This is a genomic window from Rhodanobacter koreensis (assembly GCF_054782855.1).
On record NZ_BAAGRR010000001.1, the window covers coordinates 793,930 to 817,123 of the forward strand.

General features: G+C 65.3%; 19 protein-coding genes and 1 riboswitch. Of the genes, 14 read left to right on the forward strand and 5 right to left on the reverse strand.

Translation table 11 applies throughout. From position 1 onward, the window contains the following. Window positions 1–15 precede the first annotated feature (15 nt). From ACYVKM_RS03395 to ACYVKM_RS03415, 5 genes are all read left to right on the forward strand, one after another. Window positions 16–666, forward strand: a complete 651-nt coding sequence (locus ACYVKM_RS03395) for a ubiquinone biosynthesis accessory factor UbiJ (protein ID WP_460875766.1) — start codon at window positions 16–18, stop codon at window positions 664–666. Next, complete coding sequence (ubiB, locus tag ACYVKM_RS03400; protein WP_460875767.1) at window positions 663–2,309, forward strand: ubiquinone biosynthesis regulatory protein kinase UbiB; 1,647 nt, start codon at window positions 663–665, stop codon at window positions 2,307–2,309. The genes ACYVKM_RS03395 and ubiB overlap by 4 nt, the downstream gene beginning before the upstream one ends. Before the next feature lie 130 nt (window positions 2,310–2,439). Then, complete coding sequence (locus ACYVKM_RS03405) at window positions 2,440–3,159, forward strand: pseudouridine synthase (RefSeq protein ID WP_460875769.1); 720 nt, start codon at window positions 2,440–2,442, stop codon at window positions 3,157–3,159. 97 nt (window positions 3,160–3,256) lie between these two features. Beyond that, window positions 3,257–3,679 carry an alternative ribosome rescue aminoacyl-tRNA hydrolase ArfB gene (gene arfB / locus ACYVKM_RS03410; RefSeq protein WP_460875771.1) on the forward strand — a complete coding sequence of 141 codons (423 nt, stop codon included), beginning with the start codon at window positions 3,257–3,259 and terminating at the stop codon, window positions 3,677–3,679. Then, window positions 3,676–4,272, forward strand: coding sequence for a 1-acyl-sn-glycerol-3-phosphate acyltransferase (locus tag ACYVKM_RS03415; RefSeq protein WP_460875772.1), 597 nt, complete (start codon window positions 3,676–3,678; stop codon window positions 4,270–4,272). Before arfB ends, ACYVKM_RS03415 begins: the two co-directional genes overlap by 4 nt. A gap of 18 nt (window positions 4,273–4,290) precedes the next feature. On the opposite strand, the gene ACYVKM_RS03420 is transcribed toward ACYVKM_RS03415, so the two are convergent. Next, the gene (locus ACYVKM_RS03420; RefSeq protein ID WP_460875774.1) at window positions 4,291–5,331 is read right to left on the reverse strand and encodes a LysR family transcriptional regulator; all 1,041 of its coding nucleotides are present in this window, start codon (window positions 5,329–5,331) and stop codon (window positions 4,291–4,293) included. Between the two features lie 123 nt (window positions 5,332–5,454). On the opposite strand from ACYVKM_RS03420, the gene aceB reads away from it, so the two are divergent. Next, a complete protein-coding gene (gene aceB, locus ACYVKM_RS03425; protein WP_460875776.1) occupies window positions 5,455–7,050 on the forward strand; it encodes a malate synthase A in 1,596 nt (531 codons plus the stop codon). A gap of 41 nt (window positions 7,051–7,091) precedes the next feature. Next, window positions 7,092–8,390 (forward strand): isocitrate lyase, encoded by a 1,299-nt coding sequence (gene aceA, locus ACYVKM_RS03430; protein ID WP_460875778.1) that lies wholly within the window; start codon window positions 7,092–7,094, stop codon window positions 8,388–8,390. A 38-nt stretch (window positions 8,391–8,428) separates the two neighbouring features. Here the strand turns inward: aceA and ACYVKM_RS03435 are convergent, their stop codons facing one another. From ACYVKM_RS03435 to ACYVKM_RS03445, 3 genes are all read right to left on the reverse strand, one after another. After that, window positions 8,429–10,246 carry a cation:proton antiporter gene (locus tag ACYVKM_RS03435; RefSeq protein WP_460875779.1) on the reverse strand — a complete coding sequence of 606 codons (1,818 nt, stop codon included), beginning with the start codon at window positions 10,244–10,246 and terminating at the stop codon, window positions 8,429–8,431. A gap of 69 nt (window positions 10,247–10,315) precedes the next feature. Then, window positions 10,316–11,815 (reverse strand): YifB family Mg chelatase-like AAA ATPase, encoded by a 1,500-nt coding sequence (locus ACYVKM_RS03440; RefSeq protein ID WP_460875781.1) that lies wholly within the window; start codon window positions 11,813–11,815, stop codon window positions 10,316–10,318. 149 nt (window positions 11,816–11,964) lie between these two features. Further along, complete coding sequence (locus ACYVKM_RS03445; RefSeq protein WP_460876514.1) at window positions 11,965–12,222, reverse strand: accessory factor UbiK family protein; 258 nt, start codon at window positions 12,220–12,222, stop codon at window positions 11,965–11,967. Window positions 12,223–12,406: 184 nt separating this feature from the next. Here ACYVKM_RS03445 and glnK point away from each other — a divergent pair, with 184 nt between their 5' ends. Next, window positions 12,407–12,745, forward strand: a complete 339-nt coding sequence (gene glnK, locus ACYVKM_RS03450) for a P-II family nitrogen regulator (protein ID WP_077440644.1) — start codon at window positions 12,407–12,409, stop codon at window positions 12,743–12,745. 161 nt (window positions 12,746–12,906) lie between these two features. Then, a riboswitch (cobalamin riboswitch) is annotated at window positions 12,907–13,121 on the forward strand. A gap of 154 nt (window positions 13,122–13,275) precedes the next feature. Then, window positions 13,276–15,747: a ribonucleoside-diphosphate reductase subunit alpha gene (locus tag ACYVKM_RS03455; protein ID WP_460875783.1), complete on the forward strand. Its 2,472-nt coding sequence runs from the start codon at window positions 13,276–13,278 to the stop codon at window positions 15,745–15,747. A gap of 110 nt (window positions 15,748–15,857) precedes the next feature. Here ACYVKM_RS03455 and ACYVKM_RS03460 read toward each other — a convergent pair whose 3' ends face one another. Further along, window positions 15,858–16,154 carry a GIY-YIG nuclease family protein gene (locus ACYVKM_RS03460; protein WP_460875785.1) on the reverse strand — a complete coding sequence of 99 codons (297 nt, stop codon included), beginning with the start codon at window positions 16,152–16,154 and terminating at the stop codon, window positions 15,858–15,860. Window positions 16,155–16,353: 199 nt separating this feature from the next. On the opposite strand from ACYVKM_RS03460, the gene ACYVKM_RS03465 reads away from it, so the two are divergent. From ACYVKM_RS03465 to ACYVKM_RS03485, 5 genes are all read left to right on the forward strand, one after another. Next, a complete protein-coding gene (locus tag ACYVKM_RS03465; protein WP_460875786.1) occupies window positions 16,354–17,379 on the forward strand; it encodes a ribonucleotide-diphosphate reductase subunit beta in 1,026 nt (341 codons plus the stop codon). A 139-nt stretch (window positions 17,380–17,518) separates the two neighbouring features. Then, on the forward strand, window positions 17,519–17,905 hold the full coding sequence (locus ACYVKM_RS03470) for a BlaI/MecI/CopY family transcriptional regulator (protein ID WP_460875788.1): 387 nt from the start codon (window positions 17,519–17,521) through the stop codon (window positions 17,903–17,905). A gap of 1 nt (window position 17,906) precedes the next feature. After that, window positions 17,907–20,498: a M56 family metallopeptidase gene (locus ACYVKM_RS03475; protein WP_460875789.1), complete on the forward strand. Its 2,592-nt coding sequence runs from the start codon at window positions 17,907–17,909 to the stop codon at window positions 20,496–20,498. Window positions 20,499–20,615: 117 nt separating this feature from the next. Then, window positions 20,616–21,920 carry an ABC transporter permease gene (locus ACYVKM_RS03480; RefSeq protein WP_460875791.1) on the forward strand — a complete coding sequence of 435 codons (1,305 nt, stop codon included), beginning with the start codon at window positions 20,616–20,618 and terminating at the stop codon, window positions 21,918–21,920. A 9-nt stretch (window positions 21,921–21,929) separates the two neighbouring features. After that, window positions 21,930–23,144 (forward strand): ABC transporter permease, encoded by a 1,215-nt coding sequence (locus ACYVKM_RS03485; protein WP_460875793.1) that lies wholly within the window; start codon window positions 21,930–21,932, stop codon window positions 23,142–23,144. Window positions 23,145–23,194 lie beyond the last annotated feature (50 nt).

Sequence of the window (23,194 nt, forward strand, 5' to 3'; positions counted from 1 at the left end):
GGCTACAATCGCCGGATGAATTCCGTCACTCCCAATTCCTGGTTGCCGCAACCGCTGCGCAAGCTCGCCGGCCGCGCGCTGGAAACCGCGCTGAACCACACCTTGTCGCTGGATCCGGACACGCAGCAGCGGCTTGCCGCGCTGAACGGCCGCAGCGTGCAGCTGCATCTGCGTGGACCGGAAATCGCCCTGGCGGTGACTGTCGAGGACGCACGTCTGCGCGTCGGGCCGCCGCAGGACGACAGCCAGCTGCGCGTCGCCGCCACACCGGGCAGCCTGCTGGCGATGATGTTCCGGCGCGATGACGACGGCATCGCGCCGGGCAAGGTGGAGATCGCCGGTGACGCCGAGCTGGCGCGCCGGCTGGAGAAACTCGTCAGCAAGTTCGCCCCGGATTTCGAGGAGGCGTTCGCCCGCACCTTCGGCGACGTGCTCGGCGTGCCGCTGGCGAAGGCCGTGCGCAAAGGCTTGGCCCACGCCCGCGAAACCGCCACGCATCTCACCGAAGACAGCGCCGACTGGCTGCGCGACGAGGCGTACATCGCGCTGGCGCCCGGCGAAGTCGAGGGCTTCCTCGATAGCGTGGACCACCTGCGCGAACGCAGCGAGCGGCTGGAGTCGCGCGTGCAACGATTGATCCAGCGCCTGCAAGGCAACGCCGCGTGACGCCGCTGAGGGTGGTGCCGCGGCTGCTGCGGGTCGCCTCGGTCCTGCTGGCGTACCGCCTCGACGAGCTGGTCGACGCTGCGCATCTATACCGTCCGCTGAAACTGCTGCGCCCGCTGCTGGCGCGTCCGCGCGCGAACGTGGCGCTGCTGCCACGCGGCGAACGCTTGCGGCTGGCGCTGACCGAACTGGGGCCGATCTTCGTCAAGGCCGGCCAGGTGCTGTCGACCCGCCGCGATCTGGTCCCGGCCGACATCGCCGACGAACTCGCCCTGCTGCAGGATCAGGTCACGCCGTTCCCCGGCAGCGAGGCACGCGCGATCGTCGAGCTTGAACTGAAATCGCCGATCGGTTTGCTGTATGCGTCGTTCGACGAAACCCCGCTGGCCTCGGCCTCGATCGCCCAGGTGCACGCGGCCACGCTGCACGATGGCCGCGAGGTAGTGGTGAAGGTGCTGCGACCCGGCATCGACGCGCAGATCGCGCGCGACGTGAAGCTGCTGCGCTCGCTCGGCGAGCTGGCCCAGCGCTGGCATCCGAACGCCGACAAGATCCGCCCGCTCGATGTCGTGGCCGAAGTCGAGAAGATGCTTGAGAACGAGCTGGACCTGCAGCGCGAAGGCGCCAGCGCCAGCCTGCTCAAGCGCAACTTCGACAGCGGCGTGGATCTGTACGTGCCGGCCGTGCACTGGGAGCTGACCGCACAGCGCGTGCTGACACTGGAACGCGTGCACGGCATCAGCAGCGACGACATCGCGGCGATCGACGACGCCGGCCTCGACCGCAAGGCTCTCGCCGCGAAAGGCGTGCGGGTGTTCTACGAGCAGGTGTTCCGCGACAACTTCTTCCACGCCGACGCGCACCCCGGCAATATCTGGGTCGACCCCACGCATACCGGCGAACCGCGTTTCATCGCGCTGGATTTCGGCATCATGGGTTCGCTGCCCGAAGCCGACCAGTACTGGCTGGCGCAGAACTTCATCGCGCTGTTCGAGCGCGACTACGCGCGCATCGCGCAGCTGCATGTCGCCGCCGGCTGGATGCCCGCCGATGTACGAATGGATGAACTGGAAGCCGCGGTGCGCACCGTATGCGAGCCGTACTTCACCCGCCCGCTGTCGCAGATCTCGCTAGCTGAACTGGTCGTCAAACTTTTTCAGACCGCGCGCCGCTTCGAGCTGACCCTGCAGCCGCAGTTGATCCTGCTGCAGAAGACCCTGCTCAACATCGAAGGCGTCGGCCGCATGCTCGATCCGGAGATCGACATCTGGGCGGTGGCGCATCCGGTGCTCAAGCGCATCCTGCGCGAGCGCTACAGCCCGCGGCGCACTCTGCGCGAGGTGCGTAAACGCCTGCCCGAATGGCTGCACGAGGCGCCTCAATTTCCCGAACTGGTGCGCGACGCACTGCGCCAGATCGCCCGCGGCGAACAGCGCAGCATCAGCGATCCGCAGGCGCTCGAGCTGGCGCGCGAGAATGCCAGGCGTCTGCACAAGTTGCTTGCCTGCAGCCTGCTCGGCAGCGCGCTGCTGATCGCCGCCGCACTGCTGTGGACGATGGCGCCGCAACACGGCAACTGGCCACCGCTGCTTGCCGGTGTCGCCGGCCTGCTGACCTTCGCCATCGGCTGGCCACGCCGCTAACTTTTTGCTCCTCCCCTTGCCTACAGGGGAGGCCGGGAGGGGGCGGCCCGGGCTTGCCGGCAACATCAAAAGCATCCCGCCCCAACCCTCCCCTGCCTGCAGCAGGGGAGGGAATAAATACGACACCACCATGACCCCGATTGAAATTCTCTACCAGGACGACGCGCTGATCGCGGTGAACAAGCCGGCGAACCTCGCCGTGCATCGCTCGAAGATGGTCGGCAACGCCGAGGAATTCCTGATCGACCAGTTGCGTGAGCAGATCGGCGACAGCGTGTATCTGGCGCATCGACTCGACCGCGCGACCAGCGGCGCGCTGCTGGTCGCGCGCAACAAGGACATCGCCGCCGCGTTGGGCGAGCAGTTCATGGGCCGCTCGGTGCACAAAGAATATCTGGCGGTGGTGCGCGGCTGGCCCGACCCGCTGGAAGGTGTGATCGACTATCCGCTGCCCGGCTCACGCGAGACCGGTCCGCGACGCGAGGCACGTACGCAATATCAGCGACTGGCCACGATCGAGGTGCCGATCGAGCTGGGCCGCTATCCGCAGCAGCGTTATGCGCTGGTGCTGACCGAACCGGAGAGCGGCCGCTTCCGGCAGATCCGCAAGCACCTGGCGCACATCCACCACCCGGTTATCGGCGACTGCCAGCATGGCCGTGGCGACCACAACCGGCTGTACAAGCAGCACTTCGGCTGCCACCGGATGCTGCTGCATGCGTGGCGCATTCGCTTCGCGCATCCTCTGACCGGCGCCGCGATGGAAATCGAGGCTCCGCTGGACGCCGCGTATGCCGGGTTGCTTGATCGCTTCGGCTGGGTATTGCCAGGAGTGAGTGAAGAGGAGTGAGAAGTGAGAGAAAGCAGGGGCGGGACGCACGGCCGCTTTTCTCTCACTTCTCACTCCTCGCTTCACCTACTCACTTCTTGCCCCCTACACTCTCTGCATGTTGATCGTCAGCCCCAGCATCACCTTGCCCGAGTCCGAACTGGTCGAGCGCTTCCTGCGCGCGGACGGTCCCGGCGGGCAGCATGTGAACCGTACCGAGAGTGCGGTCGAGCTGCGTTTCGATGCGATCAACTCGCCGTCGCTGCCGGAGGAGATCCGTGCACGGCTGCTGGCGCGACGTGATCGCCGGCTGACCAGTGACGGCGTGCTGGTAATCCAGGCCCGCCGCTTCCGCGACCAGGCACGCAACCGCGATGACGCGCGCGAGCGGCTGGTCGAAGTCATCCGTGGCGTCCTGCTGCCACCGAAAAAGCGCGTCGCGACCAAGCCGACCCGAGCCTCGAAAGAGCGCCGGCTGGTCGGCAAGCAGCAACGCGGCAGGATCAAGCAGACCCGCTCGCGCAAACCGGATTTCGAATGAAGGGACAGATTTTTCGCCCCGCGCAATTGCCACCGCAGATGCCACGATTGCGCGACGGGCTGCGGCGGCGCACCTGCCGAGGCATCCTGCGACTGTGTGGCTGGAGCCTGCTTGGCGAATTTCCCGACGTGCCGCGACTGGTCCTGATCGCCGCACCGCATTCGTCATGGTGGGACGGTGTCTGGGGGCTGTTGATCAAGGTGGCGATCGGTGCCGACGTGCACTTCATGGCCAAGCAGGAGCTGTTCCGCGGGCCGCTCGGCGGGCTGCTGCGCCGGCTGGGTGGCATGGCCATCGACCGCGGCGCCGCCAAGGGCGTGGTCGAGCAGATGATCGACCAGTTCCGCCGGCGCGACCGTCTGTGGCTGGGCATTGCACCGGAAGGCACGCGCAAGCCCGTGACGCGCTGGAAGAGCGGCTTCTGGCATATCGCCCGCGATGCCGGCGTGCCGATCTTCCCGGTGGCATTCCACTATCCCGAAAAGGCCATCCAGCTCGGCCCGCTGTTCGACACCACGACCGACATGAACGCCGACATCGCCCGTCTGCGTGAGTTTTACGCGCCGTTCAAGGGCAAGTACCGGAACGTGTGAACCGTTTGTCACCGCGCATCAGCGCTGTGAATGCCCCGACTCGTCGTAATCGCGATGGGTCAGCAGGCCGGGGCGGATCAGATCGATGAAGGCGCGCGCTTCGGCGCTGAGGAACTTGCCCTTGCGCATCACCACGCCGTAGCTGCGCTGCGGGAAATATTGCTTCATGTTGTGCACGGCCAGGCGGCCGTGGTCGGCCTCGGTGATGCAGATGCCGGTGACGATCGATATGCCCATCCCCATCGCCACGTATTCCTTGATCACGTCCCAGCCGCCCACCTCGATCGCCACGTGGTACGGCACCTGGCGCTGCTGGAAAACCAGGTCGACCAGTCGGTAGGTGGACAGCCGCTGCGGTGGCAGGATCAGGCCATACGGTGACAGATCCTCCAGCGTGATCTTGTCCTTCGCCGCCAACGGATGATCCGGCGGCATGATCAGCATCGGGTCGTAATGGTGCACCGGCGCCCAGGCGATGTCGTTCGGTACGTCCAGCATCGAACCGACCGCGAAGTCGGCATCGTCCGCGCGCAGCAGCGCCAGGCCGTCCTTGCCGGTGACGTTGGCCAGTTGCAGTTGCACGGCGGGAAAGCGTTCGCGATAGCGGCGAACCAGATCAGGTAGCAGGTACTGGATGGTCGAGGTGCCGGCTGCGATGGTCAGCCGGCCACCCTGCAGGCCCTGCACCCGCGCCTGGAAGTCGCGGTCCAGCGTCTCCCAGCCCTCGACCAGCGGTCGCGCCAGTTCATACAGCGCCTCACCGGCATCGGTGAGATTGATGCGGCGACGGCGACGTTCGAGCAGGCTCACGCCCAGCTCGCGCTCCAGTGCCTGCAACTGCAGGCTGATCGTGGGTTGCGACAGGTACAGCGCCTCGGCGGCGCGGGTCAGCGTGCCCAGCTTCACCACGCTGACGAACGCGCGCAACTGCTTGTGGCGGTTGCCCTTGTAGTAGTAACGACCGCCAGCCTCACCCACCAGATCGCGCTTCGCAGGCTTTTTTGATGCACTGCGGCGCAGCTTTTTGGGTTTATTCAGCGAATCACCGGGCAGCTTCATGCTATTTTTCAATGGCTTAAATTTAATATTGGCATTGCTCATAATATTGATTGAAACATTCACTTTGTCAAATACACGATTCCTGCCCTAGCTTCGAGCCTCCAACGAGAACGGAGCAAGCTCATGGCAGTACCGCGGGAACGACTTGATATCGGCGCCATCGAAGTCCATGCCGACGACGCCGGCTACGAAAGCATCCTGACCTCCGAAGCCCTGGCTTTCCTGGCCCGGCTGCACCGCCGTCACGAGGCTACGCGGCAGCGCCTGCTGCAGGCCCGGCGCAAGCGCCAGCTGGGATACGACGCCGGCGCATTACCGGACTTCCGTTCCGATACGGCGGTGATCCGCGCATCCGACTGGACCGTGGCACCGATTCCGGCCGCGCTGCAGGATCGCCGCGTCGAAATCACCGGCCCGGTCGAGCGCAAGATGATCATCAACGCGCTGAATTCCGGTGCGAAGGTGTTCATGGCCGATTTCGAGGATTCGTCCGCACCCACCTTCGCCAACCAGCTCGGTGGCCAGATCAACCTGCGCGACGCGGTGAACGGCACGATCGAATTCCGCTCGCCCGAAGGCAAGGCCTACCGCGTCAACGACAATCCGGCGGTACTGGTGGTGCGCCCGCGTGGCTGGCACCTGATCGACAAGCACATCAGCGTGGATGGCGAGCCGATGGCGGGCGCGCTGGTCGACTTCGGCTTGTTCGTGTTCCACAACGCACGCGCACTGCACCGCCGCGACCGTGGTCCGTACTTCTACCTGCCCAAGCTCGAGGCGATGGAGGAGGCCGCGTTGTGGGACGAGGTGATGGCCACCGCCGAGGACGAACTGCAACTGCCGATCGGCACGATGAAGGCCACCGTGCTGATCGAGACGCTGCCGGCGGCGTTCCAGATGCACGAGATCCTGCACGCGTTGCGTGGCCGTATCGTGGGCCTCAACTGCGGCCGCTGGGACTACATCTTCTCCTACCTGAAGACGTTGCGCGGCCACCGCGACCGGCTGCTGCCGGAACGTGCCCAGGTGCTGATGACCGTGCCGTTCCTGAAGGCGTATTCGGAGCTGCTGATCCAGACTTGCCACCGTCGCGGCGCGTTCGCGATGGGTGGCATGGCAGCGCAGATCCCGATCAAGGGTGACGAGGCCGCCAACGAGGCCGCCATGGCCAAGGTGCGTACCGACAAGCTGCGTGAAGTGCAGGCTGGCCATGACGGCACCTGGGTGGCACACCCGGCGCTGGTGCCGGTCGCGCAGCAGGTCTTCGACGAGTACATGCCGGCGCCGAACCAGCTCGGCGTGCTGCGCGAGGACGTCCAGGTCACCCGCGAACAGCTGCTGGCCACGCCGAACGGCACGATCAGCCGCGCCGGTTTCGACAACAACGTGGAAGTCTGCCTGCGTTATACCGCCGCGTGGCTGGACGGCCAGGGCTGCGTGCCGATCCATCACCTGATGGAGGACGCCGCCACCGCCGAGATTGCCCGCGCACAATTATGGCAATGGGTGCATCACGGCGAACTGGAGTTCCCCGACCACGCGCCGATCGATCTGGCGCTGTTCGACCACGCCCTCGCCACGCACAGCCACCGCCTGCGCCACAGCGACGCACTTGGCGCCCGGCGCGTCGATGCAGCCGCAGCCCTGCTGTCCGCCCTGATCCATGCCGACCAGCTTGGTGATTTCCTCACCCTGCCCGCCTACGACCAGCTCGCCTGAGCGCGCGCCACGTCCTCGTTTTCCATCTGGAGCCACTCATCATGAAGAACACCCTGCCCACCGCCGAACAGATCTCGCTGGACTGGAAGAACAACACCCGCTGGTCCGGCATCCAGCGCAACTACAGCGCCGAAGACGTGGTGCGCCTGCGCGGCACGGTGGCGATCGAGCACTCGCTCGCCCGCCGTGGCGCCGAGCGGTTGTGGAAGTCGCTGCACAAGGAAGACTTCGTCAATGCACTCGGCGCGCTCACCGGCAACCAGGCGATGCAGCAGGTCAAGGCCGGGCTGCAGGCAATCTATCTCAGTGGCTGGCAGGTGGCGGCCGATGCGAACGTCGCCGGCGAGATGTATCCCGACCAGTCGCTGTATCCGGCCAACTCGGTGCCGCTGGTGGTCAAGCGCATCAACAACACCTTGCTGCGCGCCGACCAGCTGCATCACGCCGAAGGCAAGGACGATACCGACTGGCTGGTGCCGATCGTGGCCGACGCCGAGGCCGGTTTCGGCGGCGTGCTGAACGCATTCGAGCTGATGAAGGCGATGATCGAAGCCGGTGCCGCCGGTGTGCATTTCGAGGATCAGCTGGCCTCGGTGAAGAAGTGCGGCCATATGGGCGGCAAGGTGCTGGTGCCGACTCGCGAAGCGGTGGATAAGCTCAACGCCGCGCGCCTCGCCGCCGACGTCGTCGGCGTGCCAACCCTGCTGGTGGCACGTACCGATGCCGATGCCGCCGATTTGCTTACCTCCGACATCGACGCGAACGACAAGGCCTTCATCACCGGCGAGCGCACCGTCGAAGGCTTCTATCGCGTGCGTCCGGGCCTGGACCAGGCGATCAGCCGCGGCCTCGCCTACGCGCCATACGCCGATCTGATCTGGTGCGAGACGAGCAAGCCGAACCTGGAGGACGCACGCAAGTTCGCCGAGGCGATCCACGCGAAGTTCCCCGGCAAGCTGCTGGCCTACAACTGCTCGCCCAGCTTCAACTGGAAGAAGAACCTGGACGACGCCACCATCGCGAAGTTCCAGAAGGAACTGGGCGCGATGGGTTACAAGTTCCAGTTCATCACCCTGGCCGGCTTCCACAGCCTCAACTACGGCATGTTCGATCTGGCGCACGGTTATGCGCGTCGCCAGATGAGCGCCTTCGTCGAACTGCAGGAGAAGGAATTCGCCGCCGCCGAACGCGGCTTCACCGCGGTGAAGCATCAGCGCGAGGTGGGCACCGGGTACTTCGATCAGGTGACCCAGGCGATCCAGCAGGGCCAGTCCTCGACCACCGCGCTGACCGGTTCGACCGAGGAAGCGCAGTTCGCGCCGCGTCACGCGGTTGGCTGACACCACGCGTGCCGCCCTGCTCGCGCAGGGCGGCACGCTCAGGAGGAAGCGGGCGTAACCACGCTCGCTTCCGGCAATGCTGGTGGCACCAACGCAATCACCGTCCAGCCCGGCTTAGGTTCCAGCTCGCGCTTGGTCGAGGCCACGCGCAACGCGCCCTTTTCCTCCACCCCGAACATCAGCACGGTATTCGAACCGTATTGCTCGATGAAGTGCGGCCAGTCGAACGTGGCGCTGAGCCGGGTCGTTTTGATGCGCCAGCCGTGGCCGAGCATTTCGGCAAAACGGCCGTGGGTCATCTCCTCGTCGAACAGCGGCGGCGCCAGCAGGGTGCCGGACAAGGCCGCGCGATCCGTGCTTTCCTGCGGCGTCAGGTTGCGCAACCGATACACCTTGTCCCGGCCGAACTCCTGCCGGTAATGCACGCAGGCCAGCGAATTGCGCTCGCGATGGGTAGACACCGCCAGCAGCCGGCCGATCCCGGTGAGATCCAGATGGCGCTCGGCATGCGGTGAGGCGGGATTGCCGAAGAACGTGGGCAGTCCTTCCATACGCGCCCGGCGGATGCCTTCCCAGTCATCGTCGGCCAGCATCACGCGAAAGCCCGCCTCGCCCAGCGCCATGCCGATTGCACGAGCCACCTCGTCGGAGCCGAAGATCAGCAGACCGCGCGGCTCCGGTTCGGCCACCTTCAACCACAACGCCAGCGGCCGCGCGGTGGCACTCTGCAGCACCACCGTGCCGATGATCAGGATGAACACCAGCGGTACCAGCGCCCCGGCGCCAGGCATGCCCAACGCATCCAGTCGCAAGGCAAACAGCGCCGATACCGACGCCGCCACGATGCCGCGCGGTGCCACCCAGCCGATCAGTGCCCGCTCGCGCCAGTTCAATCCGCTGCCCAGACTCGACAGCAGCACGGTCAACGGCCGCACAACCAGCTGCGCAATCACGAACAGCGCGATGCCTGCACCCAACATGCCGTCCGGCAACGGCCAGTGCAGTCGCGCCGCCAGCAGGATGAACAGCAGCGACACCAGTACCGTAGTGAGGCTTTCCTTGAAGTCGAGGATGTCGTCGATATGCACGCCACGCATGTTGCCCAGCGCGATGCCCATGATGGTCACCGCCAGCAGGCCCGATTCGTGAGTGAGTACATTGGATACGCTGAAAGCGAACAGCACTGCCGCCAGTACGGCATAGTTCTGCAGGTATTCCGGAATCAGCTGGCGGCGCAGCAGAAAACCGGTCAGCAGCGCGCTCAACACGCCAGTCACCGCACCACAGCCGATCGTGGCGATGAAGATGCCGATGGTGTGGCCTTCCTGGCGCGACACGATCGCCTCGAAGATCAGCACGGCGAACAACGCGCCAAGCGGATCGATCACGATGCCTTCCCAACGCAGCGTATTCGCGATGCGCGCGGTCGGCCGCAAGGTGCGCAACATCGGCGCGATCACCGTCGGGCCGGTCACGCAGGCCAGCGCACCGAACAGCAGGGCGATCGACCAGCTCAGGCCGGCCACGAGATGGGCCGCCAGCGCCAGCAGCAGCAACGCGGTCACCGCGCCGTAACTGACCAGCCCGCGCACCACGTGGCCGATACCCGGCAACTCGTGGAAGCGCAGGGTCAGGCTGCCCTCGAACAGGATCAGTGCCACCGCCAGCGAAACCGTCGGAAACAACAGGCTGCCCAGCAGCTTGTCGGGATCGAGCAGGCCACTGACCGGCCCCAGCAGGATCCCGGCCAGCAGCAGGAACAGGATCGCCGGCAGCTTGACCCGCCAGGCCAGCCACTGCGCCAGAAAGCCGATCATCAACATGCCGGCAAGCATCAGGCCGAGCTCGATCGTCATCGCAGTCCCTGGGCGAACTTCAGGCCACTATCGGAGCATGTGCCATGGGCACGCGTCCAGCGGCCCGGTTCAGAGCCGCCGGTATTGCAGTGCCTCAGCCAGATGCTCACGTTCCAGCAGGGCGGCGCCGCCATCGAGATCGGCGATCGTGCGGGCGACCCGCAGCACGCGATGATAGGCGCGTGCGGACAGCCCCAGGCGCTCCAGCGCGCTTTCGAACCAGCGCCGTTCGGCCGGACCCAGCGCGCAATCGCGCTCCAGTTCGCGCACGCTGATTTCGGCATTCGGCCGGCCGGCCCGCATCAGCGATTGCCGCCGTGCCTTGAGCACGCGCGCACGCACGGTAGCGGAATCCTCATCGCGCTCGCTACGCGGCGATCCGAGATCGGCCAGCGGCACCTGCGGCACTTCCACGCAGAGATCAATGCGGTCGAGCAACGGCCCGGAAATGCGCGAGCGATAACGCTGGATCTGATCGGGAGTGCACTGGCAGCGCTGACGCGGATCGCCCACATAACCGCAGGGACACGGATTCATCGCCGCGACGAGTTGAAATTGTGCAGGAAACGTCGACTGCCGCGCCGCCCGTGAGATCACGATATGGCCGGACTCCATCGGCTCGCGCAACACTTCCAGCACGTGCCGGCTGAACTCCGGCAACTCGTCCAGGAACAGCACGCCGTTGTGCGCCAGCGAGATCTCGCCCGGCCGCGGATACGAGCCACCCCCGACCAGCGCCACCGCCGACGCGGTGTGGTGCGGCGCCCGGAACGGCCGACGCCGCCATTGCGCGAGATCGGTGTTCTGGCCAGCTACCGACAGCACCGCGCAGGTTTCCAGCGCCTCCGATTCGGACAGCGGCGGCAGGATACCCGGCAACCGTTCGGCCAGCATGGTCTTGCCGGTGCCGGGCGGCCCCATCAGCAACAGGTGATGGCCACCGACGGCCGTGATCTCCAGCGCGCGCCGCGCCTGCAACTGACCGCGTACATCGCGCAGATCCGGGCCACCGTCCGCGCCACCATCACTGGGAATGCCGATCGGCGCGGACAACTCCTGCGCGCCGCGCAGCCAGCCACACACTTCCGCCAGCGTATCGGCCACCCGTACGTCCACATCGGGCACCAGTGCGGCTTCGGCAGCATTCTCGCGCGGCACCACCACGCGCCGGCCGCGCGCCCGGGCACGCAACAGCGCCGGCAGCACGCCGGAGACGCTGCGCAATGTGCCGGTCAGGGCCAGCTCGCCAAGGAATTCGCAATCATCCAGTTTTTCGCGCGGCACCTGACCGCTGGCTGCGAGAATGCCCAGCGCAATCGAGAGATCGAAACGCCCGCCATCCTTGGGCAGCTCGGCCGGCGCCAGGTTCACCGTGACCCGGCGGTTGGGATATTCGAAGGCCGTGTTCTGGATCGCCACACGTACACGGTCGCGCGCCTCGCGCACCGCCGCCTCAGGCAGGCCGACGATATTGGTCGCCGGCAAGCCGCCGGAAAGATGCACCTCGACCATCACCTGCGGCGCGGCGATCCCTTCCTGGGCCCGGCTGAGGGTAACGGCAAGGCTCATGCAGCCGAAGGTCGCCGACGCACGGATGGGTCGCTGCCATGCACGTACATCAAGCGACTCCATCCGCAGTGCTGAATAAATAACCGCCCCCGATCGTTCTCGGGGTGAGGGTGACGGATCGGGGGCGGCTCCCGGGAGGTTGGTTGTTGCTAGCCCCCGCGGGCAACCACGGCAGCCTCAAGTTCGGCTACACGTCGCTCCAATTCGTCGACCTTGGCGCGGGTACGCGCCAGCACTTGCGTCTGGACTTCGAATTCTTCGCGGGTGACCAGGTCGAGGCGGCGCAATCCCTGCGCCAAAACGTCCTGGAAGTTGGCTCGCAAATCCTGTTGCGCCTGTGCCAACCCTGGCGGTACCAACGACACAAGGCGCAGGGCAATCTGATCGATATCCTGCCTATCCATCATGGATAGCGCCTCAAGCTCGTCGAGATAAATAGTAGGTGAATGGAAATCGAGGCTGCCATCGGTACGCTCCGTCAAAAACTGTAGGGATTGTCCTACACGGGCAGCACTCAGGCGACAAGCCTGCGCCGGGCAGGCAGAATGCCGCTTTAATCGTGTCGATCTCTGTCGATTCAAGGAAAAGCCCATGAAGCTGGTCGTGGCGATCATCAAGCCATTCAAGCTGGACGATGTGCGCGAGGCGCTGGCCGAGGTCGGCGTGCAGGGCGTGACGGTGACCGAGGTGAAAGGTTTCGGCCGTCAGAAAGGCCACACCGAGCTGTATCGCGGCGCCGAATACGTGGTCGATTTCCTGCCCAAGATCAAGCTGGAGGTGGCGATTGCCGACGATCAGCTCGATCGCGTGCTGGAAGCGATCCAGCACTCCGCCCGCACCGGCAAGATCGGCGACGGCAAGATCTTCGTCAGCACGCTGGAACAGGTGATCCGCATCCGCACCGGCGAGCTTGATCACGATGCGCTCTGATCCCTGCCGGCGCCCCCTGCCTGCGCCGGATTATTCCGGCTCCGCAGCAACCCCGGGCACGAAAAAAAGTAATCCCGCGACAGCCCGCATTGCGCCTTGCCGCGCGCGGCTTATCCCCCGACTTGTGCACAACTTGTTGGGTTGACCCTGCCCGGCGCACCCGATATGTTGTGTCCGTCGGTGCCCGTCCAGACGCGATCGTCGGTCGGGCTTAAAAGGGAATCCGGTGTGAATCCGGAACTGCCCCGCAGCGGTAAAGCGGAAACGAACGTCACCACATGCACTGGTCGTCAATGACTGGGAAGCGGGGACAAGTAGGCGGATCGCAAGATCCATGTCCGCAAGTCCGAAGACCTGCCGGCACATCGGGACGAACGTGTCCCGGTGCGTAGTGACGGCTTCCGCGGGGAGGCACGTCGCAGTGCAGTAGGCCGCATGGCGCCTGCATTGTGACCCGTTCCCGGAATCCATCGCTTCAGGCCCTGCGCGCGGGAGCAGGTGTTTGATGTCCATGCCGGGAGCCCACAGCCATGCAACCTCAGAATACCGCTACCCGCGAGCGCACCGCCGCGCGCGTCGATTCGCCCGCCGATGCCGCGACCGCTGCAGCGGCGTCGCTCGATGACAGCTTCACCCTGACCCCACCACACAATCCCGGCCAGATGCGCGTGACCAAGCGCAACGGCGGCCAGGAAACCGTCGACGTCAACAAGATCGTGCGTGCGGTGACCCGCAGCAGCGAAGGCCTGCACGGCGTCGACCCGCTGCGCGTGGCGCTGAAGACCATCGGCGGCCTGTACGACGGTGCCACCACCCAGGAGCTGGACCAGCTTTCCATCCGCACCGCCGCGGCACTGACGGCCGAAGAACCGGAATACGGTCAGCTCGCCGCGCGCCTACTCGGTGCCTACATCGACAAGGAAGTGAGCGGCCAGGAAATCCAGAGCTTCTCGCAGTCGATCGCGCGCGGCGCGGAACTGGGCATCCTCAACGCACGCCTGCGCGACTTCGTCGCCACCAACGCGCGCAAGCTGAACGACGCGATCGATCCACTGGCCACCCGCCGCTTCGAGTATTTCGGCCTGCGCACCGTGTACGACCGTTACCTGCTGCGCCATCCGCAGCTGCGCTTCGTGATCGAGACGCCGCAGCATTTCTTCATGCGCATCGCCTGCGCGCTCGGCGGCAACGAGATCGGCGAAACGCTGGAGCTCTATCGGCTGCTGTCCTCGCTGGAATACATCGCCAGCTCGCCCACGCTGTTCAATGCCGGCACCGCGCATGAGCAGCTGAGCTCGTGCTACCTACTCGACTCGCCTATCGACTCGCTGGAGTCGATCTATGACAAGTACGCCGACGTCGCCAAGCTCAGCAAGTTCGCCGGCGGCATCGGCCTGGCGTATTCGCGCGTGCGTTCGCGCGGCTCGCTGATCAAGGGCACCAACGGCCATTCCAATGGCCTGCTGCCGTGGCTGAATACACTGGATGCCTCGGTCGCCGCGGTGAACCAGGGCGGCAAGCGCAAGGGCGCGGCCTGCGTGTACCTGGAATCGTGGCATGCCGACATCGAGGATTTCCTCGAGCTGCGCGACAACACCGGTGACGACGCGCGGCGCGCGCACAACCTCAACATCGCGAACTGGATTCCCGACGAATTCATGCGCCGCGTCGAAAGCGATGGCGACTGGTCGCTGTTCGATCCGAAGGTGATGCCGCATCTGGTCGACAGCTGGGGCGAAATCTTCGATCGCGCCTATCGCGAAGCCGAAGCGAACGGCCTCGCCGTGAAGACGGTGAAGGCACGCGAGCTGTATGCCCGCATGATGCGCACGCTGGCGCAGACCGGCAACGGCTGGATGACGTTCAAGGATCGCTGCAACGCCACCAGCAATCAGACCGCCCATCCCGACAACGTGATCCACCTGTCCAACCTGTGCACCGAGATCCTCGAAGTGAGCTCGGCCAGCGAGACGGCCGTGTGCAATCTGGGCTCGGTGAACCTGGCGCGGCATGTGGTCGACGGCGTGTTCGACTTCGAGCAGCTCGCCTCGACCGTGCGCACTGCCGTGCGCCAGCTCAACCGGGTGATCGATCTCAACTTCTATCCGATCGACACCGCACGCACCGCCAACATGAAGTGGCGTCCGGTCGGTCTCGGCGTGATGGGCCTGCAGGATGTGTTCTTCAAGCTGCGGCTGCCGTTCGATTCAACCGAAGCGCTGGCACTGTCCACCCGCATCGCCGAGGAGATCTATTTCCACGCCTTGTCGATGTCGACCGAGCTGGCCGCGGCCGAAGGCGCACACCCGGGCTTTGCGGAAAGCCGCGCCGCGAAGGGTGAACTGCAGTTCGACTACTGGGCGAATGCCACGCCGCAAGACAGCGCGCGCTGGGATGCCCTGCGCGAACGCATCAAGCAACACGGCCTGCGCAACTCGCTGCTGATCGCGATCGCGCCAACTGCCACGATCGCCTCGATCGCCGGCTGCTACGAGTGCATCGAGCCGCAGGTCAGCAACCTGTTCAAGCGCGAGACGCTGTCCGGCGATTTCCTGCAGGTCAATCGTTACCTCGCCGACGAACTCAAGACCCTTGGCCTGTGGACATCGGAGATCCGCGACGCGATCAAATTGGCCGAAGGTTCGATCCAGGGCATCACGGCGATTCCGGAGCGCCTGCGCGCAATCTATCGCACGGTGTGGGAGCTGCCGCAGAAGGCACTGATCGAACTCGGTGCCGCGCGCGGTGCCTATATCGACCAGAGCCAGTCGCTGAACCTGTTCATGGAAAACCCGAACATCGGCCAGTTGAGCTCGATGTACATGTACGCGTGGAAGGCAGGCATCAAGACCACGTACTACCTGCGCTCGCGCCCCGCCACCAGGATCACCAAGACCACGGTGTCCACCGACAAGACCGTGCTGGTCGTGGATCAGGCGCAGGCCAATGCCGCGGTGTTCTGCTCGCTGGAAAATCCCGAGTACTGCGAGGCCTGCCAGTAGCACCGCGCTCGTCATCCCAGCGAAAGCTGGGATCCAGCGTCTTTCGATAAAACAAGGCAAGGGCACTGGATTCCAGCTTTCGCTGGAATGACGGAGAGAAGGCGCGGGGCTTAGTCGCAAATCTCCACATAAAGATCACGCCAGCACGGATTGGACTTCTCGATGAGCTCGATCTTCCACGCCCGCTTCCATGCCTTGATCGCCTTCTCGCGGGTGATCGCGGAGTCCATCGTCTCGTGCAACTCGAGCCAGACAAGGTTGTGCACATGATGACGTTGGGTGAAGCCGTCGACCACGTTGCTCCGGTGTTGCCAGATGCGCGCCGGGAGATTGGAGGTGACGCCGGTGTAAAGCGTGCCGTTGCGACCACTGGCAAGGAGATAGACACAAGGTGTTCGTTCTCGCATACGGCGAATCCATTCCTACAGCTCACGTGTCCGAAAACCTATCAATGAAACGCCCGTCATCCCAGCGAAAGCTGGGATCCAGAGCCTTTGGCCTACATGGCGACACGATAAAAACTGAAGTCACTGGGTCCCAGCTTTCGCTGGGATGACGAGCCAAAGCACTCGCGCCTCATCGGCTGCGAACCACCAAGGAAAACCCATGTCCGCTCAACCTGTCCGCAACGCCCACATCCTCGACCCCGGCTTCGAGCTCACCCTGCGCCCGATGCGTTACCCCGGTTTCTACGAGATGTACCGCAACGCGATCAAGAACACCTGGACGGTCGAGGAAGTGGATTTCTCGATGGACACGGCCGACCTCTCGTCGAAGATGTCCGCCGCCGATCGCCACCTGATCCATCGCCTGGTGGCGTTCTTCGCCACCGGCGACACCATCGTGTCGAACAACCTGGTGCTGAACCTGTACCAGCACATCAACGCGCCCGAAGCGCGCATGTATCTGTCGCGCCAGCTGTATGAGGAGGCGCTGCATGTGCAGTTCTACCTCACCCTGCTCGACACCTACATTCCTGATCCGACCGAGCGCAACAAGGCATTCGCGGCGATCGAGAACATCCCTTCGATCCGCGCCAAGGGCGAGTTCTGCTTCAAGTGGATCGACTCGATCCAGAACCTGCAGCGGCTGGAAACCCGCGAACAGCGGCGGCAGTTCCTGCTCAACCTGATCTGCTTCGCCGCCTGCATCGAAGGCCTGTTCTTCTATGCCGCGTTCGCCTATGTCTACTACCTGCGCTCACGCGGCCTGCTGCATGGCCTCGCCGCGGGCACCAACTGGGTGTTCCGCGACGAGAGCGGCCACATGGCCTTCGCCTTCGATGTCGTACGCACCGTGCGCGAGCAGGAGCCCGAGCTGTTCGACGATGCCATGCGCGCGCAGGTCGAGCAGATGATGGAAGACGCCATCGCCTGCGAAACCCTGTTCGCCGAGGACGTGCTTTCCGGCGGCGTGGTCGGCCTGTCGGTGAAGGACATGCGCCAGTACCTCGAGTACTGCGCCGACCAGCGCCTCGCCCAGCTCGACCTGCCGAAGAAATACGGCGCGAAGAACCCGTTCGACTTCATGGATCTGCAGGACGTACAGGAAGTGACCAATTTCTTCGAGCGTCGCGTCTCGGCGTACCAGGTCGGCGTACAGGGCGAAGTGGCGTTCGACATGGCGTTCTGACGAGCACGATGCGGCCGGTCCCGCTCGATTCACCTGGCAGGCCGCCGCGCCGGCACCGAGGATGCCGCCCGGCCTATTGACTACACGTGTAGGCATGGCGTAGCGTGACTACATCTGTAGTCACGCGGAACCTCCGGCCATGCTCAAATCCACCATCGGCGACCAGGAACTGGCGCTGCTGCATCACATCGACGAATGCGGCCACGCCTCGGTAGGTGAAGTGGCCATCGGCTACGGCGAGCCGCGCGGACTGGCGCGCTCCACCGTGCTGACCATGATGGAACGCCTGCGCGGCAAGGGTTATCTCAAGCGCCGGCAGGTCAAGGGCATGTTCCGCTACAGCACCGCTACCGGGCCCGGCGAGGCGATGCGCAGCGCGGTCGGCAGCTTCGTCGAGAAGACGTTGAGCGGCTCGGTCTCGCCGTTCGTGGCCTGGATGTCCGAGCACGCCGAAGTCTCCGACACCGAACTGGCGCAGCTGGAAGCGCTGGTGGCGCAACTGCAATCCAAGCGCAAGGAGTCGTGAGATGGACACGATCCACACCCTCACCGATACCTTGCTGACCCGTCTCGCCTGGACCTCTGGGCAAGCCGTGCTGCTGATCGGAGCGCTATGGCTGCTTGGCCGCTTGATGCCACGATTGTCACCGGCGATCCGCTGCATGCTGTGGTGGGTACTCAGCGTGCAGTTGATCGTCGGCCTGCTCGCCAGCACGCCGGTGGAATTGCCACTGCTATCACCGGCGCCGCCGGCCGCCGCCATCGCGGCAACGGCCAGCCAACAGGGCCCCGCGATTGCACCATCGGGCGAATCCACCGTACCCCCGCAGGTTGCCGAGCCGTCCTTGCCAACTACTTCGGCGATGACGACGGCGCAGTCGACAATGCCCGCGCCGATACCAACGCGCCCGTTTCCCTGGCGTTCGTTCGTGGTGACCTTGTGGCTCGCCGGCCTGCTGGCGCAGCTGCTGCTGGTTGCCCGGCAATGGCGAAAAACGCGTCTGCTGCTGCGTGAATCCGCGCCACCGCACGACGAAACGCTGCAGGCAGCCTGCTCGCAGCAGGCCCGCATGCTCGGCTTGCGCCGCTGCCCGCAGTTGCGCGTGTCGCATGCGATCACCTCGCCCCAGGTGACCGGTCTGTGGCATCCCACCGTCCTGCTTCCGGCCAACGAGGTACTCACGCCGGAAGAGTCATCGATGGCGCTCGCCCACGAGCTGGCGCATCTGCGCCGCGGCGATCTCTGGCTGGGCTGGGCACCGGCGATTGCGCAGCGACTGTTCTTTTTCCACCCGCTGGTGGCGTGGGCGATGCGCGAGTACGCGCTCCATCGCGAAGCCGCCTGCGATGCGCAGGTGCTGCAACAGCATTGCACGGCGCCGCAGGACTACGGGCGCCTGTTGCTGCGCCTTGGCGTGGCCCAGCCCATGCACTCCGGCCTCGCCGGGGCATCTCCCACCTTCCAGAACCTGAAAAGGCGACTGACCATGTTGCAGCAAGGCGTGAACCCTTCGCAGTTGCACGCGCGCGGCTGGTGGCTTGTCGTGCTGATTGCGCTCGTCGGCGTGCTGCCGTATCGCGTGACGGCCACCGGCGCGACCGCGGTGCAGGCCACCACCCAATCGAATGAACTGACGGCGGTGCCTCCGCTTCCGCCACCGCCGCCCACCCCGCCGGTCCCACCGCCGCCGCCCGCACCGCCGGCTCCCTCGCCTCTCGCCAGCGGCTTCCGGGCCCATCATGTCGACATTACTACCCGCACCAATGCCCGCGATGGATTCGCGCTGTTCGATGGCGATTCGATCACCGTCAACGGGACGGACAACGATCTGGCCGCCGCGCAGCGGCTGCACCAGGGCAACGAGCCGATGCTGTGGTTCCGCCGCGGCGACCAGGCCTACCTGATCCGTGATGCGAGCTACATACAGCGTGCCAGGGCTGCCTATGCACCGGTCACGGCGCTGGCCAGGCAACAGGGCCAGCTCGGCCGTCAGCAAGGCCAGCTTGGCGGCAAGCAGGGCGCACTTGGCGCACGCCAAGGTGCGCTCGGCAGCAGGCAAGGGCAGCTGGCTGGCGAGGAGGCCAAGCTGACCGTGCAATCCAGCCAAAATCAGCTTTCGGCCAAGCTTGAAGCGCAGCGAGCCCGGCTGGAAGCCAGCCAGAGCGAGCTCGGTCGCCAGCAGGATGCACTCGGCCGCGAACAGGAAGTCCTGGGCAAGCAGCAGGAAGCACTCGGCGCGCAACAGGAAGCGCTGGGCAAGCGCCAGCAGCAGGCGACGGAACAAGCGGATCAGCAGATCGGGAAACTGCTTGACGAGGCGATTGCACATGGCGCCGCGCAAAAGCTCGGCATGAACCCGATGCCGCAGCCCGTCACCACGCAGGCACGACAACTGCCCAATCTGCCGCCGACACCACCGATGCCGCCGCTCTCGAAAATGCCGGCGCTGCCGCCCGCGCCACCGGCGCCAATGGCACCGCCACCGCCACCGACCGCCACGACAACGACATCCGCCAACCAGACCCGGCAACGCGACAGCGATATCACCACGGTGGAACCCGGCAGCCGGTATGCCTATGCCCTGTACGACAACAACGCCCACGGCGAAACCGTGCTGATCAATGGTGACCGCGCCGATGTCGCGCTGGCCAAGCGCCTGCACACCACGGATACGACACCGATGTTCTGGTTCCGCCGCGGCGACCAGGCGTACCTGATCCGCGATCCCGCCTACGTCGACCGCGCCAACGCCACCTACGCTGCGGTGAGTGCGTACTGGCGTGATGCAGGCAAGCTCGAAGGTGAGCAGTGGAAATTCAAGGGGCCGCTGGAAGGTCTGCTCAGCCGGCAACGCAGTGTCGAGCAGCAGCGTCGCGACCTGCTCGCCGACCCGCAGGCACCCGCCGCCACCCAGCGCCTGGCAAGTCTGGACGCACAGCAACGCGAGATCACCGCACGGATGGCCGATCTCAACCGGCAACTGGCCGCGCTGCAGCCGCAGCTGGCCGCGATGAAACAGCGCCAGCAACAAGTCGTCGCGCAAGCCGATCTGCAGGCGTCGCAGTTGATCGACGAGGCGCTCGGCAAGGGCTTGGCGCAGGAAGTCAGCCGCCGCTGAGTGAGTAACCGGCGCTCGCTGCCGGTCGTTTGAAAACGCGCACATACCGCCTGCTTCGCAGGCGGCGGGGGCGGCTGCGTCCGCCAACGCCCCGGCATGGCTATCAGGAGGCCCCCGATGTTCGGCTACTACTTCGCACTCGCGCTGCGCAGCCTGAAACGCAGCAAGGTGCTTACCGCGCTGATGATCCTCGCCATCGGCCTGGGCATCGGTGCCAGCATGACCATGATCACCGTGCTGCACGTGATGTCGGGCGATCCGCTGCCCGGGCGCAGCGCGCAGTTGTTCGTGCCACAGCTCGACGCCCGCCCGCTGGAGCGCAGCAAGACCACCAAGGACAGTGCGCCCAACGGCAACCTGACCTGGCCGGATGCGATGAACCTGTTGCGCACCCATCGCGCGGACCGGCAGGCGGCGATGGTGGCGGGCTCGGTGCCGATCCGTCCCGCGCAGGCTTCGCTGCGACCCTTCTTCCAGCCCGGGCATTACGTCACGGCGGACTTCTTCGCGATGTTCGGCGCACCGTTCCGCGCCGGTGGCGGCTGGACCGCCGAAGATGACCAGCAGCGCGCACACGTGGTCGTGCTCAACGCCGAACTCAACCGCAAGCTGTTCGGCGACACGCCCGGCATCGGCCGCACCGTGCGATTGAAGAACACCGATTTCCGCGTGGTCGGCGTACTCGATGAGTGGTATCCGCAACCCACCTTCTATGCCCAGGTCAACGATCGCTCCTTCGGCAAGACCGACCAGTTTTTCCTGCCACTGCAGACCGCGCTGGATCTGCAGTTCGATTTCAGCGGCAATTTCATGTGCTGGGGCAACGGCGCCGGTGGCCGCACCAGCGATCACTGCACATGGCTGCAGTTCTGGGTGCAACTGGACAACCCGGCCAGGGCACGCACCTATCGGGACTTCCTTGGCGATTACTGGCGCGAGCAGCAGACGCATGGCCGCTTTCCGCGCCCGGTGAATGCACAACTCTACGGCCTGATGGACTGGCTCACCCGACAGCAGGTGATTCCGTCCGACCTGCGGCTGCAACTGTGGCTGGCTCTGGGCTTTCTCGGTGTATGCATGGTCAACATCGTCGGCCTGCTGCTGGCGAAATTCCTGCGCCGCAGTGGCGAGGTCAGCGTGCGCCGGGCGCTGGGTGCGCAGCGGCGCGACATCTTCCTGCAATTCGGCATCGAGTCGGCCGTGATCGGCGTGGCAGGCGGCGTACTGGGCCTGGTGATTGCCGAGCTTGGCCTGTGGAGCGTGCGGCAGCGCCCCGACGGCTACGCGCAACTGGCTCAGATGGATGCCGTCATGCTGCTCGGCACCTTCGCGCTGGCGGTGTTCGCCAGTGTACTGGCCGGGCTGCTGCCTGCCTGGCGTGCATGCCGCATCACTCCTGCCCTGCAGCTCAAGACCCAGTGAGGTAGTCCCATGCCACTGCGCCCTCTGCTTTCCAGCCTCACCCGTCACAAGCTCACCGTGCTGTTGCTGGCACTGCAGGTCGGCCTGACCTGCGCCATCGTCTGCAACGTGGTGTTCATGATCGTCAACCGCACCGCACAGATGCGCCAGCCCAGCGGCGTGGCCGAAGACGAGCTGGTGATGATCGAGAGCATCGGCCTCGACGAAAACGAAAACCCGCTGGCCCGGCACGCCGCGGACGTGGCGGCGCTGCGCAACATCCCCGGCGTGACCGCGGTGACCGCCGTCGATGCGTTGCCGTTCAACGGCAACGACTGGAGCAATGGCATCGCCACCACGCCGAACGCCGATACCGACCTCACCGCCACCGCCTACAACGGCACTCCCGGCGAGCTCGGCACGCTGGGGCTGCACCTAGTCGAGGGGCGCGATTTCCTGCCTGACGAATACCTGCCGATGGACAGCGCGCACGATTGGGCCGGCATCAACCATGTGCCGGTCACCATCATCACCCGGGCGCTGGCCGAGCGCCTGTTCCCCGGCCAGAGCGCGCTGGGCAAGGTCATCTATCCCGGCGACAACCCGGTGCGCATCGTCGGCGTGGTCGACCATCTGCTGCGGCCGCATCTGCGCGAAGCCGCCGGCAACGATTACAGCACGCTGTTTCCCATGCTGCCGGACAGCAACGATGTCACCTACGTGTTGCGCACGGCACCGCAGGAACGCGAGCGCGTGCTGAAGCAGATGGCCGACGTGCTGAACCAGCTCGATGGCAATCGCATCCTGCGACAGGCGCAGACGTTCAGCCAATTGCGTAGCGACTTCTTCCGGCGCAATCGCACCATGATCGGCCTGCTGCTGGCCGCGGCGGCAGGGCTGCTGTTCGTCACCGCACTGGGTATCGCCGGCCTCGCCAGTTTCTGGGTGCAGCAACGACGACGCTCGATCGGCATCCGTCGCGCGATCGGCGCCACTCGCAGCAACATCCTGTGCTATTTCCAGGCCGAGAATTTCCTGATCGTCGGCGGCGGCATCGTGCCGGGCATGCTGCTGGCCTATGCGCTCAACCTGTGGTTGATGACGCATTACGAGCTGCCGCGGCTGCCGTTTCTCTACCTGCCCATCGGTGCTTTACTGCTGTGGCTGCTCGGTCAGTGCGCGGTACTTGGCCCGGCGCTGCGCGCGTCAGCGGTGCCACCGGTGATGGCCACCCGCCCGGACTGACCAGCCCGGGCGCGAGATACGCACGGATAGCGACAAGCGGAGCCGTTCCG

Bases quoted from the DNA above. Each gene is read 5' to 3' on its own strand.
- ACYVKM_RS03395 (WP_460875766.1), top strand. From the start codon at position 16: ATGAATTCCGTCACTCCCAATTCCTGGTTGCCGCAACCGCTGCGCAAG.
- ACYVKM_RS03405 (WP_460875769.1), top strand. From the start codon at position 2,440: ATGACCCCGATTGAAATTCTCTACCAGGACGACGCGCTGATCGCGGTG.
- arfB (WP_460875771.1), top strand. From the start codon at position 3,257: ATGTTGATCGTCAGCCCCAGCATCACCTTGCCCGAGTCCGAACTGGTC.
- ACYVKM_RS03415 (WP_460875772.1), top strand. From the start codon at position 3,676: ATGAAGGGACAGATTTTTCGCCCCGCGCAATTGCCACCGCAGATGCCA.
- ACYVKM_RS03420 (WP_460875774.1), bottom strand. From the start codon at position 5,331: ATGAAGCTGCCCGGTGATTCGCTGAATAAACCCAAAAAGCTGCGCCGC.
- aceB (WP_460875776.1), top strand. From the start codon at position 5,455: ATGGCAGTACCGCGGGAACGACTTGATATCGGCGCCATCGAAGTCCAT.
- aceA (WP_460875778.1), top strand. From the start codon at position 7,092: ATGAAGAACACCCTGCCCACCGCCGAACAGATCTCGCTGGACTGGAAG.
- ACYVKM_RS03435 (WP_460875779.1), bottom strand. From the start codon at position 10,246: ATGACGATCGAGCTCGGCCTGATGCTTGCCGGCATGTTGATGATCGGC.
- ACYVKM_RS03440 (WP_460875781.1), bottom strand. From the start codon at position 11,815: ATGAGCCTTGCCGTTACCCTCAGCCGGGCCCAGGAAGGGATCGCCGCG.
- ACYVKM_RS03445 (WP_460876514.1), bottom strand. From the start codon at position 12,222: ATGATGGATAGGCAGGATATCGATCAGATTGCCCTGCGCCTTGTGTCG.
- glnK (WP_077440644.1), top strand. From the start codon at position 12,407: ATGAAGCTGGTCGTGGCGATCATCAAGCCATTCAAGCTGGACGATGTG.
- ACYVKM_RS03455 (WP_460875783.1), top strand. From the start codon at position 13,276: ATGCAACCTCAGAATACCGCTACCCGCGAGCGCACCGCCGCGCGCGTC.
- ACYVKM_RS03460 (WP_460875785.1), bottom strand. From the start codon at position 16,154: ATGCGAGAACGAACACCTTGTGTCTATCTCCTTGCCAGTGGTCGCAAC.
- ACYVKM_RS03465 (WP_460875786.1), top strand. From the start codon at position 16,354: ATGTCCGCTCAACCTGTCCGCAACGCCCACATCCTCGACCCCGGCTTC.
- ACYVKM_RS03470 (WP_460875788.1), top strand. From the start codon at position 17,519: ATGCTCAAATCCACCATCGGCGACCAGGAACTGGCGCTGCTGCATCAC.
- ACYVKM_RS03475 (WP_460875789.1), top strand. From the start codon at position 17,907: ATGGACACGATCCACACCCTCACCGATACCTTGCTGACCCGTCTCGCC.
- ACYVKM_RS03480 (WP_460875791.1), top strand. From the start codon at position 20,616: ATGTTCGGCTACTACTTCGCACTCGCGCTGCGCAGCCTGAAACGCAGC.
- ACYVKM_RS03485 (WP_460875793.1), top strand. From the start codon at position 21,930: ATGCCACTGCGCCCTCTGCTTTCCAGCCTCACCCGTCACAAGCTCACC.